This window comes from Serratia sp. ME47 (genome assembly GCF_903970925.1).
Taxonomy (GTDB): domain Bacteria; phylum Pseudomonadota; class Gammaproteobacteria; order Enterobacterales; family Enterobacteriaceae; genus Serratia; species Serratia ureilytica.
Genome location: NZ_CAJCKE010000012.1, coordinates 95,203 through 109,644, shown reverse-complemented (window position 1 = coordinate 109,644; position 14,442 = coordinate 95,203). Strand labels below are relative to the sequence as shown.

Sequence of the window (14,442 nt, the reverse complement as noted above, 5' to 3'; positions counted from 1 at the left end):
CCAGGAGAGAAGACATGTCATATGCGCTTACCGCGCGAGCAGCGTTGTTCACCCTCGCCGCCGCACTCCCCCTGACCACTCCGGCGCAGGCCGCCGCCAATACCCACTGCGCCGAAAGCAGCATGACGTTGCCGCCCGGCGCGCTTTATCCCAACGGCATCGCCCGCGCGGCGGACGGCACGCTGTATGTCGGCCTGATCACCAGCGGCAACGTGCTTCGCAAGCGGCCGGGTAAAGCGTGGGAAACCTTTTTCCCTGGCGCTGACACGGTGTTCGCCTCAAACGCGCTGCGGCTGGACGAACGGCGCGGGTTGCTGTGGGGCAATTCGCCGGACTTCCTTTCCGGCGGCAAATCGCGCGCCAACCGCATCTATGCGCTGAACGTCGCCGATGGCACGCTCAACCGCAGCCTGGCGCTGCCGACGGGGGAAATGGGCAACGATATCGTGCTCGGCGCAGACGGTACGGTGTACGTGACAGAAACCCGAGGCGGCGGCATCCTGCGCCTGCGGCCGGGCGAAGCGGCATTCAGTACGCTGTTTCAGGATGCGCGGTTGGCGGCTCCGAGCGGGCTGGGCGCCGCCGGGATCGTGCTGCTCGACGATCGGCTGATGGCTGTCGCCAATTTCGGCACCGGTAAGCTTTACACTCTCAGCTATGACGATCCAAAGCCGCAGCTGACGGAAATGCAGCTGCCGCGCCTGATTGAAAACCCGGACGGAATGGGATTGGCGCCAGACGGCGCATTGATCGTGCTGGAGAACGGGATCCAGAGCGGCCAAGGGCGGATCCTGCGGATCGCGTTGCCAAAAGCGACCGGCATGCATCGGATTGAGGTCTTGCGCGAAGGCATGGAGTCGCCGGTCAACCTGACTATCACCCCACAAGGCTGCGCCTTCGTCAGCGAGTCGCGCATCCGCCACCGCCTGCTGCCCGGCCATGAAACCGAAGTGCCCGACAGCTTCCGCATCTATCAACTGCCCTTGCCTCTCACCGCCGCGCAATAACCTCTACGCCGCCTCAGCGGGCGGCCACTCGCGTTGTATCGTTAACATCCAATAAATTGAAACTATTTACTTCGATGTCATTAATCATACTTATGATTAATCCTGACTTAACAACCTGATTTTAATTAAATTGTTCCGCCGCGTATCGCTGATTATACTTGCCTTATCTCCCGCCTCATTTACCGAGCGTAAGCATGAGCCGATACCATGTTTCCAGCAGCGAAGGCCAATATGAGAAAGAATCCGGCGAGCAAGTTCTAGCCAACAAGCTGGGTATTGCCGATAGCAATGAACTCGACGATGCCGAATTGGTATTGCTGGAACAGCTCTACCATTCCGTTTTCGAACAGCATTTTCCGTTAGGGAAAATCACAGTCGAGATGATCAAGGGCTGGCATCGCCGCTGGTTAGGCAATATCTATGCATGGGCTGGACAAGCAAGAACTGTCAATATCAGCAAAGGGGGCTTTATGTTTGCCCCTTCGACGCGATTGCCCAAACTACTGGACGATTTCGAGGTGGAATACCTGGCTCGTTACACACCTTGCTCAGCCATGAGCGAAGAACAGCTGATAGAAGCGATTGCAATAATCCATGTTGAACTGATACTCATACATCCCTTCAGAGAAGGGAATGGCCGTTTGTCACGGCTGTTGGCCGATGTGATGGCGGTTCAGGGCGGGCATAAACCGTTGGATTATCAAAGCTGGGAACAAAACAGAGCCCAATATATCTCAGCGATTCACTCAGGTATGAACATGAACTACGAACCGATGAAACACTGGGTCAGTCAAGCACTAAGAAGGTATTAGGCAAGGCGTAAATGAGCAAATTTTTTACGCGCTTCTTCTAAAGAAGCTTCAACTCTGGCTGAGGGTTGACCTGTTTCAACCGCCGTTGACGTCGCCACGGAACGCGCAATGTCCGTACGGGACGGCTTAGCATAACCCACCTGCACTTTTTTGCTGTTACTCATGACAACCTCTGTTCGCAAATTTGCTGAAGACATTATATCAAGGAATGTACAGGACTTCATTCCCTTGCCTCTCACTCCCGAGCAATAGCTTCACCACCACTCCGGGCGGCCACTTGCGTTGTTGCCCGCAGGCGAACAACAATCTCGCCGCGTTACAAACCCGCCTTGCGCAGCGCTTCCCATTTTTACCTGTGACAGCCGATTGCCCGCTGGGCTAGTATAAGCGTCTGTGCAAACCTCAGGTTTGAGCGCGCCGTTTGGCGTTTTGATGATTTGATTTGCGCCGCCCGCCAAGCGCTGAGTGGGGCGACGCCTGCTGAAACAATGTGATAGCGAATGACGACAATGAAAATCACAGTTCCCTTTACATTCAATGGATTGGAAAAATAATCGCATGAATAGCACCGATAAACTCGATTCGCACACGCCGATGATGCAGCAGTACCTGCGCCTCAAGGCCCAGCATCCTGAAATCCTGCTGTTCTACCGCATGGGCGACTTCTACGAGCTGTTTTACGACGACGCCAAGCGCGCTTCCCAACTGCTGGATATCTCGCTGACCAAACGCGGCGCCTCGGCGGGCGAGCCGATCCCGATGGCCGGCGTACCGCACCACGCGGTGGAGAACTACCTGGCCAAGCTGGTTCAACTCGGCGAATCCGTCGCCATCTGTGAACAGATCGGCGATCCGGCCACCAGTAAAGGGCCGGTCGAGCGCAAAGTGGTACGCATCGTCACCCCCGGCACCATCACCGACGAAGCGCTACTGCAAGAGCGCCAGGACAACCTGCTGGCGGCGATCTGGCAGGATGCGCGCGGCTTCGGTTACGCCACGCTGGACGTGAGCTCCGGCCGCTTCCGCGTCGCTGAACCGCAGGATCTAGAGACCATGGCCGCCGAGCTGCAGCGCACCAATCCGGCCGAGCTGCTCTACCCGGAAACCTTCGAACAAATGGCGCTGATCGAGCAGCGCCACGGCCTGCGCCGCCGTCCGCTGTGGGAATTCGAACTGGAGACCGCACGCCAACAACTCAACCTGCAGTTCGGCACCCGCGATTTGACCGGCTTCGGCGTCGAGCAGGCGCATCAGGCGCTGCGCGCCGCCGGCTGTCTGTTGCAGTACGTGAAAGATACCCAGCGCACTTCGCTGCCGCACATTCGCGGCATCACCATGGAGCGTCAGCAGGACGGCATCATCATGGACGCCGCCACCCGCCGCAACCTGGAGCTGACGCAGAGCCTGTCCGGCGGCAGCGACAACACGCTGGCGGCGATCCTCGATCGCACAGTCACGCCGATGGGCAGCCGCATGCTGAAACGCTGGCTGCACATGCCGACCCGAGACATCAAGGTGCTGACCGCCCGCCAGCAGGCGATCGGCGCATTGCAGGAACGGTTCGCCGATCTGCAGCCTTCGCTGCGCCAGGTGGGCGATCAGGAGCGAATTTTGGCGCGCCTGGCGCTGCGCACCGCGCGGCCACGCGATCTGGCCCGCATGCGTCATGCTTTCCAGCAACTGCCGGACATCCGCGCGGTGCTGCAAGATGTGGATACGCCGCATGTGCAGCAACTGCTATCTCAGGTAGGCCAGTTCGACGAGCTGCGCGAACTGCTGGAACGCGCGATCGTTGAATCGCCGCCGGTGCTGGTGCGCGACGGCGGCGTGATCGCCCCCGGTTACAACAGCGAGCTGGACGAGTGGCGCGCGCTGGCCGACGGCGCCAGCGACTACCTCGATCGGCTGGAGATCCGCGAGCGTGAAAAGCTGGGGCTGGATACGCTCAAAGTCGGCTTCAACGGCGTACACGGCTACTATATTCAGGTGAGCCGCGGCCAGAGCCACCTGGTGCCGATCCACTATGTACGTCGCCAGACGCTGAAAAACGCCGAGCGCTACATCATCCCGGAATTGAAAGAGTACGAAGACAAGGTACTCACCTCCAAGGGCAAAGCGCTGGCGATCGAGAAAAGCCTGTACGACGAGCTGTTCGATCTGCTGCTGCCGCACCTGGCGGAACTGCAGCAAAGCGCCGCCGCGCTGGCCGAGCTGGACGTGCTGGCCAACCTGGCCGAGCGCGCCGACACCCTGAACTACGCCTGCCCGGTCATGAGCGACCAGCCGGGGATCCGCATTACCGAAGGCCGCCACCCGGTGGTGGAACAGGTGCTGAGCGAACCGTTTATCTCCAACCCGCTCTCCCTGTCGCCACAGCGCCGCATGCTGATCATCACCGGCCCGAACATGGGCGGTAAAAGTACCTATATGCGGCAAACGGCGCTGATTGTGCTGATGGCGCACATCGGCAGCTACGTTCCGGCGGCCAAAGCCACCATCGGCCCGGTGGATCGCATCTTCACCCGCGTCGGCGCGGCGGACGATCTGGCTTCCGGCCGTTCCACCTTCATGGTGGAGATGACCGAAACCGCCAATATTCTTCACAACGCCACCGAGCACAGCCTGGTGTTGATGGATGAAATCGGCCGTGGCACCTCCACCTACGACGGCCTGTCGCTGGCCTGGGCCTGCGCCGAGAACCTGGCCAACCGCATCAAAGCGATGACGCTGTTCGCCACCCACTACTTCGAGCTGACGACGCTGCAGGAAAAAATGGAAGGCGTGGTCAATGTGCATCTGGACGCGCTTGAGCACGGCGACACCATCGCTTTTATGCACAGCGTGCAGGACGGTGCCGCCAGCAAAAGCTATGGCCTGGCGGTCGCCGCGCTAGCCGGCGTGCCGCGCGACGTCATCAAGCGCGCCCGCCAAAAGCTGCGCGAGCTGGAATCCATCTCCAGCCACACCGCGTCGGGCAGCGTTGATGCCACCCAGATGACGCTGTTGCAGGAAGAGACTTCGCCGGCAGTAGAAGCCCTGGAGGCGCTGGATCCGGATTCCCTGTCGCCGCGCCAGGCGCTGGAATGGATCTACCGGCTGAAAAATATGGTGTAGTCAGACGTCAAACGCGGGCATAAAAAAACGGTGAGCATCATGCTCACCGTTTTTATTTGATGCGGTTCAACAACCGGCGTTATTCGCGGAACAGTGCCTCAATGCTCAGGCCCTGCATCTGCAGAATCTCACGCAGGCGACGCAGACCTTCAACCTGAATCTGACGGACGCGTTCACGCGTCAGGCCAATCTCCCGGCCCACGTCTTCCAGCGTCGCCGCTTCATAGCCCAGCAGGCCGAAACGACGTGCCAACACTTCACGCTGTTTGGCGTTCAGTTCGAACAGCCATTTGACGATGCTTTGCTTCATATCGTCGTCTTGCGTGGTGTCTTCAGGCCCGTTGTCCTTCTCGTCGGCCAGAATGTCCAGCAGCGCTTTCTCCGAATCCCCGCCCAGCGGCGTATCCACCGAGGTGATGCGCTCATTCAGGCGCAGCATGCGGCTGACGTCATCCACCGGCTTGTCGAGTTGCTCGGCAATCTCTTCAGCGCTCGGTTCATGATCCAGTTTATGGGAAAGCTCGCGCGCGGTGCGCAGATAAACATTCAGTTCTTTGACGATATGGATAGGCAAACGAATGGTGCGGGTTTGGTTCATGATCGCCCGTTCAATCGTCTGACGGATCCACCAGGTTGCGTAAGTGGAGAAACGGAAACCGCGTTCCGGGTCGAATTTTTCCACCGCGCGGATCAGACCGAGGTTACCCTCTTCGATCAGATCCAGCAGCGCCAGACCGCGGTTGCTGTAGCGGCGGGCGATTTTCACCACCAGCCGCAGGTTGCTTTCAATCATGCGACGGCGGGACGGCACGTCACCGCGCAGAGCACGCCGCGCAAAATAGACCTCTTCCTCTGCGGTCAACAGAGGTGAATAACCGATCTCACCCAGATAGAGCTGCGTCGCATCCAATACGCGTTGCGTAACGCCTTGAGACAACAGCTCTTCTTCCGCTAAATCGTTCTCGCTGGCCTCTTCTTCTACCAGCGCTTTTTCATCAAACGACTCAGCCTCAGCTCCATTCTCGTCGAAATCCGCATCATCATGTAACTCGTTAACTTTCAGCGTATTTTGGCTCATATGCTGCTCCTACCCGTGATACCGCGAGCAGAATCTCAGCGTATTCTGCCCAATCTATCGCTGCGGAAGATAACGCAGCGGGTTTACGGATTTCCCCTTGTAACGAATTTCAAAATGCAAACGTACTGAACTGGTACCGGAGCTACCCATGGTGGCTATTTTTTGACCCGCCTTCACTTCTTGTTGTTCCCGGACCAGCATTGTGTCGTTATGAGCGTAGGCGCTCAGGTAATCATCATTATGTTTGATGATGATTAGATTACCGTAACCCCGTAAAGCGTTGCCTGCATACACTACGCGACCATCGGCGGTAGCGAAGATAGGCTGCCCACGGGAACCGGCGATATCGACGCCCTTATTCCCACCTTCTGATGAGGAAAAGTTATCAATAATCTTGCCGTCAGTCGGCCATCTCCAGGTACTGACCGGAGCGCTGTTGCTGACGGTGCTGCTCACTGGTGGAGCGGCTTCCGGTGCGGTAACAGGCGCAGTCGCGGTCCCAACCGCTGCGGCGCCCGCTGCAGGTAACATCTTACCTACATTCTGTTTACCCGAGTTTTCAGAATACGCGTTAGTTGATTGAGAATCAACCGTTGCCGTCTGGATCTGGGCGCTGGAAGGTGGCTTCGGAACACCGCCTTTGGTCGCGTCAGTCGTCGCCAGCATACCGCCGCCGCCATTGGCAGAACCATTACCAAGTTGAATGGTTTGGCCAACATTCAGGCTGTAAGGCTCGGGAATATTGTTGCGCTGCGCCAGGTCGCGGAAATCGTTGCCGGTGATCCAGGCGATGTAAAACAGCGTATCACCGCGCTTGACCGTATAGGTGTCGCCGCCGCTGTAGCTCCCTTTAGGGATAGCGTTATAACTGCGGTTATAGACAATGCGGCCCTCTGGGCTGGCCTGCTGCGCTCCGCCATTATTATTGCCGGATGGAACGGCGCCGCCGCCCACGCTGCTGATAGGGGCTGACGTCGAGGCCGTGTTTGTACAACCCGCCAACCACAAACTTACCATCGTACACACCGCAACCCGGCGTAACGTAATCATTGGGCTTCCCGTGCTCATGCTTCCCCCATGACAGCAATATCAGTGATATATCCAAAATACCCTTTACATCGTAGCCGAGCTTTTGCCACTTCCCAGTTTCTGCGATGTAAAGGCGCCGCCGGCCGATCCCTGAACGCCAGGTCATCTCCCGCCGGAGCATCAAAACGCGCGCCAATGCTAACCACATTGGCGTCACCGCACCATAAGACAACTACGTAGAAAGGCCAATTCTAGTGAAAATTAGCCTGATTGGAACGAGAAAACCTTATCCGCACGTGATGAAAGTGCAACAGATTTTTCAGACGGTCGAAAAATCAGACAATCGCTAGGCCAATTCGCCTTTCACCAGCGGCACAAAGCGCACCGCCTCTACCGCGTCGACCACGAAATCGTTGCCATGGCGCTGAATGCGTTTGAGGGTTTGGGCCTGCTCGCCCACCGGCAACACCAAAATGCCGCCGTCGTCCAACTGCTCAACCAGCGCCTGCGGGATCTCCGGCGGCGCGGCAGTGACGATGATCGCATCGAACGGGCCGCGCGACGCCCAGCCCTGCCAGCCGTCGCCGTGGCGAGTGGAAACATTATGAAGGTCGAGCTGCTTCAGGCGGCGCTTGGCCTGCCACTGCAGCCCCTTGATGCGCTCGACGGAACAAACGTGTTGCACCAGATGCGCCAGGATGGCGGTTTGATAACCGGAACCGGTGCCGATCTCAAGCACCCGTGAAGTAGGCTTCAGATTCAGCAGCTCGGTCATCCGCGCCACCATATAAGGCTGAGAAATAGTCTGGCCGGAACCGATCGGTAATGCAGTGTTTTCGTAGGCTTTATGATCCAGCGCTTCGTCGACAAAACGCTCGCGCGGCACCGCTTCGATCGCTCGCAGCAGCTTTTCGTCCCGGATCCCTTGCTGACGCAGCTGCGTCAGCAATGTTTGCATACGCTTGTTCACCATTCCCCGCTAACCTCTGCCTTGGTTAACCATGTTTTCACGACTTCCTGCGCCGCGTAGGCGGTCAGATCCACCTGTAGCGGCGTGATCGCCACATAGCCTTGTTCCACCGCCGCAAAGTCGGTATCCGGCCCGACATCAAATTTATCACCAGGCGGCCCGATCCAGTAGAGATTTTGTCCACGCGGATCCTGCTGGCAGAAGACCTTATCGGCGGGATGGCGGCTGCCACAGCGAGTGACGCGCAGGCCTTTGATCTCCGCCAGCGGCAAATCCGGCACGTTGATATTCAGGATTTTTCCGGTGCGTAACGGTTCACGCTGCAGCGCACGCAAGATGCGGCAGGTAATGGCCGCTGCAGTCGCGTAGTGTTGGTGACCGTTCAGCGACACCGCCAGCGCGGGCAGCCCCAGGTGCCGGCCCTCCATCGCCGCCGCGACGGTGCCGGAATAGATGACGTCATCACCTAAATTCGGTCCGGCGTTAATGCCGGAGACCACGATATCCGGCGCAGGGCGCATCAATGCGTTGACGCCAAGATAAACGCAGTCGGTCGGCGTCCCCTGCAGCACCGCGATATCGCCGTTGTCCAGCGTCTGCGTGCGCAGCGGCGACTCCAGCGTCAGGGCATTGGAAGAACCGCTGCGGTTACGATCCGGCGCCACGACCTGCACCTCGGCAAACTCCCGCAGCGCCGCCGCCAGCACCTGAATGCCTGGGGCGCTGACGCCGTCATCGTTACTCAGCAATATCCGCATCACTGTTATCCTGCTGCATGATTTCGCGAACCACGCTGGTAGCAAAGCTGCCTGCCGGCAGCCAGAAGCGCAGTTCCACGGTAACGTCATCCCACCAGTTCCACTGCAAATTTTGCGGCTGCAACAGCAGGGCCCGGCGAGCGGGTTCGACACGCTCGCGCTTTAAAAGCGTAAGCAATTCCGGTTGTTCCGCCAAGCATTGTTGTTCAAAAGCCAAGGCTTGGCCGGCGGTACCTGGCTCTCCGTCGCCCGGCAAGGAGGCCGTGATCGCCAGTTCGCCGGCATCCAGCCGCTGTTGCAACGTCTCCAGCTCATCGGCTTTGGCGACGAACCAGCTACCGCGGCCGCTCAACTGCAGGGCATCCCCTTCCAGCACGGTGCGCTGCAGGCCGTCGGCCAGGCGCCGGCCGGCTATCAGATTGAACAGCGCACTGCGGCTGGCGGAAAGGTAGAAGCTGCGCTTGCTGCGCTCTTTAACGCGGATTTCGTCGTTCGCCCAGCGGCGCGCCATCACCAGATTGTTGCCGCCGCGGCCGAAGCGTTGGCTGCCGAAATAGTTTGGCACGCCCTGCGCGGCGATAGCCTGCAGGCGGCGCTCAACGTCCTGACGATCGGAAATCTGGCGCAGCACCAGCGTAAAGTGGTTGCCCTTCAGATTGCCGATGCGCATTTTGCGCAGGTGGCGGGCGAACGAGAGCACCTCGCAGCCTTCCAGCGCAAACTGTGAGAAATCCGGCGTGTCTTTGCCCGGCATATGCAGGCAGAACCACTGTTCGGTCACCGCGTGGCGATCCTTCAAGCCCGCATAGCTGACGGAACGGGCGTGAATACCGGCGAAGCGCGCCAGATAGTCGGCCACGAACTGGGTATTGCAGCCGTTTTTACGGATGTTCACCAGCACATGCTCGCCTTCGCCGTCCGGCGCAAAGCCCAGGTCTTCCACCACCACGAAGTCTTCCGGATTGGCTTTCAACACCCCGGTGCTCTGTGGCCGGCCATGCAGCCAGGTCAGATTCGCCATATCCATGCGGTTATTCCTTGATCAGCAAGGCGACCGCTTCGCAGGCGATGCCCTCGCCGCGCCCGGTGAAGCCAAGCTGCTCGGTGGTCGTGGCCTTCACGTTGACGTCATCCATATGGCACTGCAGATCTTCCGCCAGGAAGACGCGCATCTGCGGGATGTGCGGCGCCATTTTCGGCGCCTGGGCAATAATCGTGATGTCGAGGTTGCCGAGGCGGTACCCTTTGGCGCGGATGCGCTTCCAGGCTTCGCGCAGCAGCTCGCGGCTGTCCGCGCCCTTGAAGGCCGGATCGGTATCGGGGAACAGCTTGCCGATATCGCCCAGCGCCGCCGCGCCCAGCAAGGCGTCGGTCGCGGCGTGCAGCGCAACGTCGCCGTCGGAGTGGGCCAACAAGCCTTTGTCGTAAGGGATGCGAACACCGCCGATCACCAACGGGCCTTCGCCGCCGAATTTATGTACGTCAAAACCGTGACCGATACGCATGGTGCGCTCCTTAATTGTCCAACTGAGTCAAATAGAACGCCGCCAGCGCCAAATCCTCCGGCCGCGTTACTTTAATGTTATCCGCCCGGCCGGCGATCAGCAGCGGATGATAACCGCAATGCTCCAGCGCCGAGGCTTCGTCGGTGACGTTCGCGCCTTCATCCAGCGCGCGCTGCAGGCACTGCTTGAGCAGCGGCAGCGGAAACAGCTGCGGCGTCAGCGCATGCCACAGATCCTGCCGTTCAACGGTGTGGGCGATGGTGTCGCGGCCAGGTTCGGCGCGCTTCATGGTGTCGCGCACCGGCGCGGCGAGAATACCGCCCACCTTGCTGTGTGCGGTGATCGCCAACAGGCGCTCGAGATCGTCGGCGTGCAGGCAGGGGCGCGCAGCGTCGTGCACCAGCACCCAGTCCGCATCACCCGCCAGTTTCAGCCCGGCCATCACCGAATCGGCGCGCTGTTTGCCGCCCTCGGTGACGGTCACCCGCGGATCCTGAGCGATGGGCAGCCGTTCGAACTGACGATCTTCCGGGCCGATCGCCACGATCACCCGTTCAATGCGCGGGTGGCGCAACAGGGCATGGATAGCGTGTTCGACGATGCTGTGCCGGCCGATGGTTAAATATTGCTTCGGGCATTCCGCCTGCATGCGGCTGCCGATACCGGCAGCGGGCAGGACGGCAATCACCGAGGGAAAGGTGCCTGCGGAGTGATTCATGCGTTATTTTTGTGCGTTATTTTGCGAGGAAGACGCCGCGTTGCGTCTGGATTGGTCAGGAACCAGACGATAGAAAGTCTCACCGGGCTTGATCATGCCCAGCTCATTACGCGCTCGCTCTTCGATCGCTTCCTGACCGCCGTTCAAATCATCGATTTCGGCAAACAGCTGATCGTTACGCGCTTTCAACTTCGCGTTGTTGCCCTGTTGGACCGCAACGTCTTCATTGACCCGCACGTAATCGTGAATACCATTTTTGCCCAGCCACAGTGAATACTGTAACCAACCGAGCAATGCCAGCAATAGCAGCGTAAGTTTTCCCATCTCCGCCCCCTGAAAAACCGACCAATCATCCCACAACTTCTCGTTGGACTCCACACTGAGAGCGGCATTTCAACGCCAAATTCAGAATACGGATGAAGGATTCCCGTGTTCAGCGCCTAATTCCGCTGCGAAAGCGGCAAAAAAAGCCGCTTTAGTCCGGCGCGCGCGCCGCGTTTTCCGCTGATACACACACTGCCCTTCCTCCATTATGCAGCAAGAATCACTGCACCATCGCATCCTGACCCGTCGCTTACGCCAAGGCAAAGCAAGAAGTGAATATTTAACACCATAGAAAGAATAATCCTCATGCAGTGGTTGCACTTTCATTCATTGAAGCTTATTTTTATGCACTCATAGTGCATAAATAATTCCAATATATAACCATTCATTATCGGGGATCGCGATGTTAAAACGTTTAGTTCTGATCGGCGCCTGCCTGGCCGCCACCTTCTCCACCGCCGTGTTGGCGGCTGAACCTACCTACGTCGTCGGCTCCGGCGGCACCTATCGGCCGTTCGAGTTTGAAAACAGCCAAAAGCAGCTGGAAGGTTTCGACATCGACATTATCAAAGCGGTAGCCAAGGCCGAAGGTTTCCAGATAAAACTGATCAATACGCCGTGGGAAGGGATCTTCGCCACGCTGAATTCCGGCGATCGCGATATCATCATCTCCGGCATCACCATCACCGATAAACGCAAACAAATGGTTGATTTTTCTGCGCCTTACTTCCCGGCTGAGCAGGCCATCGTGGTGCCGCAAGACTCGAAGGTAGACTCCATTGCCGCGTTGAAAGCGCTGAAGGTCGGCGTGGTGAACTCCAGCACCGGCGACATCGTGGTGTCCGACGCGCTGGGCAAAAACAGCACCGCCATCAAACGCTTCGACAATACCCCGCTGATGCTGCAAGAGCTGTATGAAGACGGCATCGGCGCAGCGGTCGGCGACGTCGGCGTGGCCAAGTTCTATATCAAAACCCACCCTGAGAAAGCCTTCAAGCTGGTGCCCGACGCCAAGTTCGAACGTCAGTATTTCGGCATCGCCGTCGCCAAAGGCAACGATGAGCTGCGCAACAAAATCAACGCCGGCCTGAAGAAAATCATCGCCGACGGCACCTACGCCAAGATCTACCAAGCCTGGTTCGACAGCAACGTACCGACGCTGCCGGCGGAATAATGCCCTGCCGCCGGCGCCCGCAAGGCCGTCGGCGCGCCACCGTTTCAGCATACCAAGAAGGAATACCCTTTGAACTTCCGCTGGGAGATCATCCAGGAATACGCGCCGCTGTTTATGGAAGGCGCCTGGATGACCATCAAATGCACCATTATCTGCGTGCTGCTGGGCACCACCTGGGGATTGATCCTCGGTCTGGGGCGCTTGGCGCAGGCGCCGCACGGCATCTGGAAACCCATCCTGCATTACGGCGTTCAGTGGCCGGTACGCATCTACATCAGCGCCTTTCGCGGCACCCCGCTGTTCGTGCAGATCATGGTGGTGCACTTTGCGCTGGTGCCGCTGTTCATCAACCCGCGCGACGGCCTGCTGGTCACCAGCGGCCTGATGAGCGTCGACTTCGCCCGCGCGCTGCGCGCCGACTACGGCGCCTTTCTCTCCTGCGTGGTGGCGATCACGCTCAACGCCGGCGCCTATGTGTCGGAGATCTTCCGCGCCGGGATCCAATCGATCGACCGCGGCCAGATGGAAGCATCCCGCTCGTTGGGCATGAGCTACGGCAAGACCATGCGACAGGTTATCTTGCCGCAAGCCTTCCGGCGCATGCTGCCGCCGCTGGGCAACAACGCCATCGCCATCGTCAAGGATTCGTCGCTGGCCTCCGCCATCGGCCTGGCGGATCTGGCCTATGCCGCCCGCACCGTCTCCGGCGCCTACGCCACCTATTGGGAGCCCTACCTGACCATTTCGCTGGTCTATTGGGTCATCACCTTCCTGCTCTCGCTGCTGGTGCAACACATGGAAAAGAGGTTCGGTAAAAGTGATTCGCGTACATAACCTGCAAAAACAGTTCGGTGAAAGCCACGTGCTGCGCGGCATTTCCTGCCGGATCGCCGCCAACGAAGTGGTGTGCGTCATCGGCCCCTCCGGCTCCGGTAAAAGCACCTTCCTGCGCTGCATCAACGCGCTGGAAACGCTCTCCGGCGGCGAGATAGAGGTGAATGGCTTCGCCGTCCACGATCAGAAAACCGACCTGAATAAGATGCGTGAAAGCGTGGGCATGGTGTTCCAGCGCTTTAACCTGTTCCCGCACATGACGGTGTTGGAAAACATCATCATGGCGCCGGTAAGCGTGAAAAAACTGCCGCGCGCCGAAGCCATCGCGCAAGCGGAACAGCTGCTGCGCAAGGTCGGCCTGCTCGACAAAATCGACGCCTATCCCAACAGCCTGTCCGGCGGCCAGCAGCAGCGGGTAGCGATCGCCCGCGCGCTGGCGATGGAGCCGAAAATCATGCTGTTCGACGAACCGACCTCCGCGCTCGATCCGGAGCTGGTGGGCGAAGTGTTGGCGGTGATGAAATCGCTGGCCCATGAGGGCATGACCATGGTGGTCGTCACGCATGAGATGGGCTTTGCCCGCGAGGTGGCCGACCGGGTACTGTTTATCGATCAGGGGATCATTCAGGAAGAGGGGCAGCCGCAGCAGATCTTCAGTCACCCGTCCAATCCGCGCACTCAGGCATTTTTGAGCAAAGTTTTGTAACCTTCGGCACGGCTTTGCAATCCTGCGGGCGCCGGCCTCGGCGCCCACTCTCTCACCACCCGGTCAGGAAGCTGAACACCAGCCAGAACAGGCACAGCACAACGGCGCCGGTCAGCAGCAGCGTCAAGATCAAACGGCCGCGCAGCAGCATGCTGAGAGTGATGCCGATCAGCACCGACAGCGGCATTAGCGCCAGGAAGAATGGCCAGGTATAAAGCAGGAAAAACAGCGTATTGGAACCGTAAACCAAAAACGGCAACGCGAACGCCAGCCAGTAGAAAACAAAGCCGCTGACGCCGCCCAGGAAAGAATAAGAAGGCTCCTCTTTCTCCTGTTTTGACTGCTTGGAGTCGATCAAGATAGGCGTGACATTTTGCATAGTGATCCCTGGTTATTCGGCTCGCTCTGCGGCG

General features: G+C 58.9%; 16 protein-coding genes. 6 read left to right on the top strand and 10 right to left on the bottom strand.

What is annotated here, in order from left to right:
* Window positions 1-14: 14 nt before the first annotated feature.
* Together H7A77_RS13880 and H7A77_RS13875 are read left to right on the top strand one after the other, a co-directional pair.
* Window positions 15-1,007 (top strand): hypothetical protein, encoded by a 993-nt coding sequence (locus H7A77_RS13880; RefSeq protein WP_255443874.1) that lies wholly within the window; start codon window positions 15-17, stop codon window positions 1,005-1,007.
* A gap of 194 nt (window positions 1,008-1,201) precedes the next feature.
* Window positions 1,202-1,819 (top strand): Fic family protein, encoded by a 618-nt coding sequence (locus H7A77_RS13875; RefSeq protein ID WP_089191196.1) that lies wholly within the window; start codon window positions 1,202-1,204, stop codon window positions 1,817-1,819.
* Here the strand turns inward: H7A77_RS13875 and H7A77_RS13870 are convergent.
* Window positions 1,816-1,983 (bottom strand): hypothetical protein, encoded by a 168-nt coding sequence (locus tag H7A77_RS13870; protein WP_162882342.1) that lies wholly within the window; start codon window positions 1,981-1,983, stop codon window positions 1,816-1,818. The two genes, H7A77_RS13875 and H7A77_RS13870, sit on opposite strands and share 4 nt — an antisense overlap.
* A 394-nt stretch (window positions 1,984-2,377) precedes the next feature.
* Between H7A77_RS13870 and mutS the strand changes: the two genes are divergently transcribed.
* Window positions 2,378-4,933, top strand: a complete 2,556-nt coding sequence (gene mutS, locus H7A77_RS13865; protein WP_182074322.1) for a DNA mismatch repair protein MutS — start codon at window positions 2,378-2,380, stop codon at window positions 4,931-4,933.
* 79 nt (window positions 4,934-5,012) lie between these two features.
* Here the strand turns inward: mutS and rpoS are convergent, their stop codons facing one another.
* The 8 genes from rpoS to ftsB all read right to left on the bottom strand — a co-directional run bounded on the left by rpoS (window position 5,013) and on the right by ftsB (window position 11,315).
* Window positions 5,013-6,011, bottom strand: a complete 999-nt coding sequence (gene rpoS, locus H7A77_RS13860; protein WP_019455119.1) for an RNA polymerase sigma factor RpoS — start codon at window positions 6,009-6,011, stop codon at window positions 5,013-5,015.
* Between the two features lie 54 nt (window positions 6,012-6,065).
* A complete protein-coding gene (gene nlpD, locus H7A77_RS13855) occupies window positions 6,066-7,061 on the bottom strand; it encodes a murein hydrolase activator NlpD (RefSeq protein WP_182074321.1) in 996 nt (331 codons plus the stop codon).
* A 325-nt stretch (window positions 7,062-7,386) separates the two neighbouring features.
* Complete coding sequence (locus H7A77_RS13850; protein WP_004932585.1) at window positions 7,387-8,013, bottom strand: protein-L-isoaspartate(D-aspartate) O-methyltransferase; 627 nt, start codon at window positions 8,011-8,013, stop codon at window positions 7,387-7,389.
* Window positions 8,007-8,768, bottom strand: coding sequence for a 5'/3'-nucleotidase SurE (surE, locus tag H7A77_RS13845; RefSeq protein ID WP_182074320.1), 762 nt, complete (start codon window positions 8,766-8,768; stop codon window positions 8,007-8,009). The genes H7A77_RS13850 and surE overlap by 7 nt, the downstream gene beginning before the upstream one ends.
* A complete protein-coding gene (truD, locus tag H7A77_RS13840; protein ID WP_042783705.1) occupies window positions 8,749-9,795 on the bottom strand; it encodes a tRNA pseudouridine(13) synthase TruD in 1,047 nt (348 codons plus the stop codon). Before truD ends, surE begins: the two co-directional genes overlap by 20 nt.
* 4 nt (window positions 9,796-9,799) lie before the next feature.
* Window positions 9,800-10,273: a 2-C-methyl-D-erythritol 2,4-cyclodiphosphate synthase gene (ispF, locus tag H7A77_RS13835; protein WP_004932594.1), complete on the bottom strand. Its 474-nt coding sequence runs from the start codon at window positions 10,271-10,273 to the stop codon at window positions 9,800-9,802.
* Window positions 10,274-10,283: 10 nt separating this feature from the next.
* Window positions 10,284-10,991: a 2-C-methyl-D-erythritol 4-phosphate cytidylyltransferase gene (gene ispD, locus H7A77_RS13830; protein WP_004932598.1), complete on the bottom strand. Its 708-nt coding sequence runs from the start codon at window positions 10,989-10,991 to the stop codon at window positions 10,284-10,286.
* Between the two features lie 3 nt (window positions 10,992-10,994).
* A complete protein-coding gene (ftsB, locus tag H7A77_RS13825) occupies window positions 10,995-11,315 on the bottom strand; it encodes a cell division protein FtsB (protein ID WP_016929043.1) in 321 nt (106 codons plus the stop codon).
* Window positions 11,316-11,718: 403 nt separating this feature from the next.
* Between ftsB and H7A77_RS13820 the strand changes: the two genes are divergently transcribed.
* From H7A77_RS13820 to H7A77_RS13810, 3 genes are all read left to right on the top strand, one after another.
* Window positions 11,719-12,489 (top strand): basic amino acid ABC transporter substrate-binding protein, encoded by a 771-nt coding sequence (locus H7A77_RS13820; protein WP_047572629.1) that lies wholly within the window; start codon window positions 11,719-11,721, stop codon window positions 12,487-12,489.
* 114 nt (window positions 12,490-12,603) lie between these two features.
* On the top strand, window positions 12,604-13,323 hold the full coding sequence (locus tag H7A77_RS13815; protein WP_042706788.1) for an amino acid ABC transporter permease: 720 nt from the start codon (window positions 12,604-12,606) through the stop codon (window positions 13,321-13,323).
* Window positions 13,307-14,029, top strand: coding sequence for an amino acid ABC transporter ATP-binding protein (locus tag H7A77_RS13810; RefSeq protein WP_042783703.1), 723 nt, complete (start codon window positions 13,307-13,309; stop codon window positions 14,027-14,029). Before H7A77_RS13815 ends, H7A77_RS13810 begins: the two co-directional genes overlap by 17 nt.
* Before the next feature lie 52 nt (window positions 14,030-14,081).
* On the opposite strand, the gene H7A77_RS13805 is transcribed toward H7A77_RS13810, so the two are convergent.
* Entirely contained in the window at window positions 14,082-14,408 is a 327-nt protein-coding gene (locus tag H7A77_RS13805) for a DUF3561 family protein (RefSeq protein ID WP_033641885.1), read from the bottom strand.
* Between the last annotated feature and the right edge of the window lie 34 nt (window positions 14,409-14,442).

Excerpts from the sequence above, each read along its gene's own strand:
- H7A77_RS13880 (WP_255443874.1), top strand. The coding sequence starts at position 15 with ATGTCATATGCGCTTACCGCGCGAGCAGCGTTGTTCACCCTCGCCGCC.
- H7A77_RS13875 (WP_089191196.1), top strand. The coding sequence starts at position 1,202 with ATGAGCCGATACCATGTTTCCAGCAGCGAAGGCCAATATGAGAAAGAA.
- H7A77_RS13870 (WP_162882342.1), bottom strand. The coding sequence starts at position 1,983 with ATGAGTAACAGCAAAAAAGTGCAGGTGGGTTATGCTAAGCCGTCCCGT.
- mutS (WP_182074322.1), top strand. The coding sequence starts at position 2,378 with ATGAATAGCACCGATAAACTCGATTCGCACACGCCGATGATGCAGCAG.
- rpoS (WP_019455119.1), bottom strand. The coding sequence starts at position 6,011 with ATGAGCCAAAATACGCTGAAAGTTAACGAGTTACATGATGATGCGGAT.
- nlpD (WP_182074321.1), bottom strand. The coding sequence starts at position 7,061 with ATGATTACGTTACGCCGGGTTGCGGTGTGTACGATGGTAAGTTTGTGG.
- H7A77_RS13850 (WP_004932585.1), bottom strand. The coding sequence starts at position 8,013 with ATGGTGAACAAGCGTATGCAAACATTGCTGACGCAGCTGCGTCAGCAA.
- surE (WP_182074320.1), bottom strand. The coding sequence starts at position 8,768 with ATGCGGATATTGCTGAGTAACGATGACGGCGTCAGCGCCCCAGGCATT.
- truD (WP_042783705.1), bottom strand. The coding sequence starts at position 9,795 with ATGGATATGGCGAATCTGACCTGGCTGCATGGCCGGCCACAGAGCACC.
- ispF (WP_004932594.1), bottom strand. The coding sequence starts at position 10,273 with ATGCGTATCGGTCACGGTTTTGACGTACATAAATTCGGCGGCGAAGGC.
- ispD (WP_004932598.1), bottom strand. The coding sequence starts at position 10,991 with ATGAATCACTCCGCAGGCACCTTTCCCTCGGTGATTGCCGTCCTGCCC.
- ftsB (WP_016929043.1), bottom strand. The coding sequence starts at position 11,315 with ATGGGAAAACTTACGCTGCTATTGCTGGCATTGCTCGGTTGGTTACAG.
- H7A77_RS13820 (WP_047572629.1), top strand. The coding sequence starts at position 11,719 with ATGTTAAAACGTTTAGTTCTGATCGGCGCCTGCCTGGCCGCCACCTTC.
- H7A77_RS13815 (WP_042706788.1), top strand. The coding sequence starts at position 12,604 with ATGGAAGGCGCCTGGATGACCATCAAATGCACCATTATCTGCGTGCTG.
- H7A77_RS13805 (WP_033641885.1), bottom strand. The coding sequence starts at position 14,408 with ATGCAAAATGTCACGCCTATCTTGATCGACTCCAAGCAGTCAAAACAG.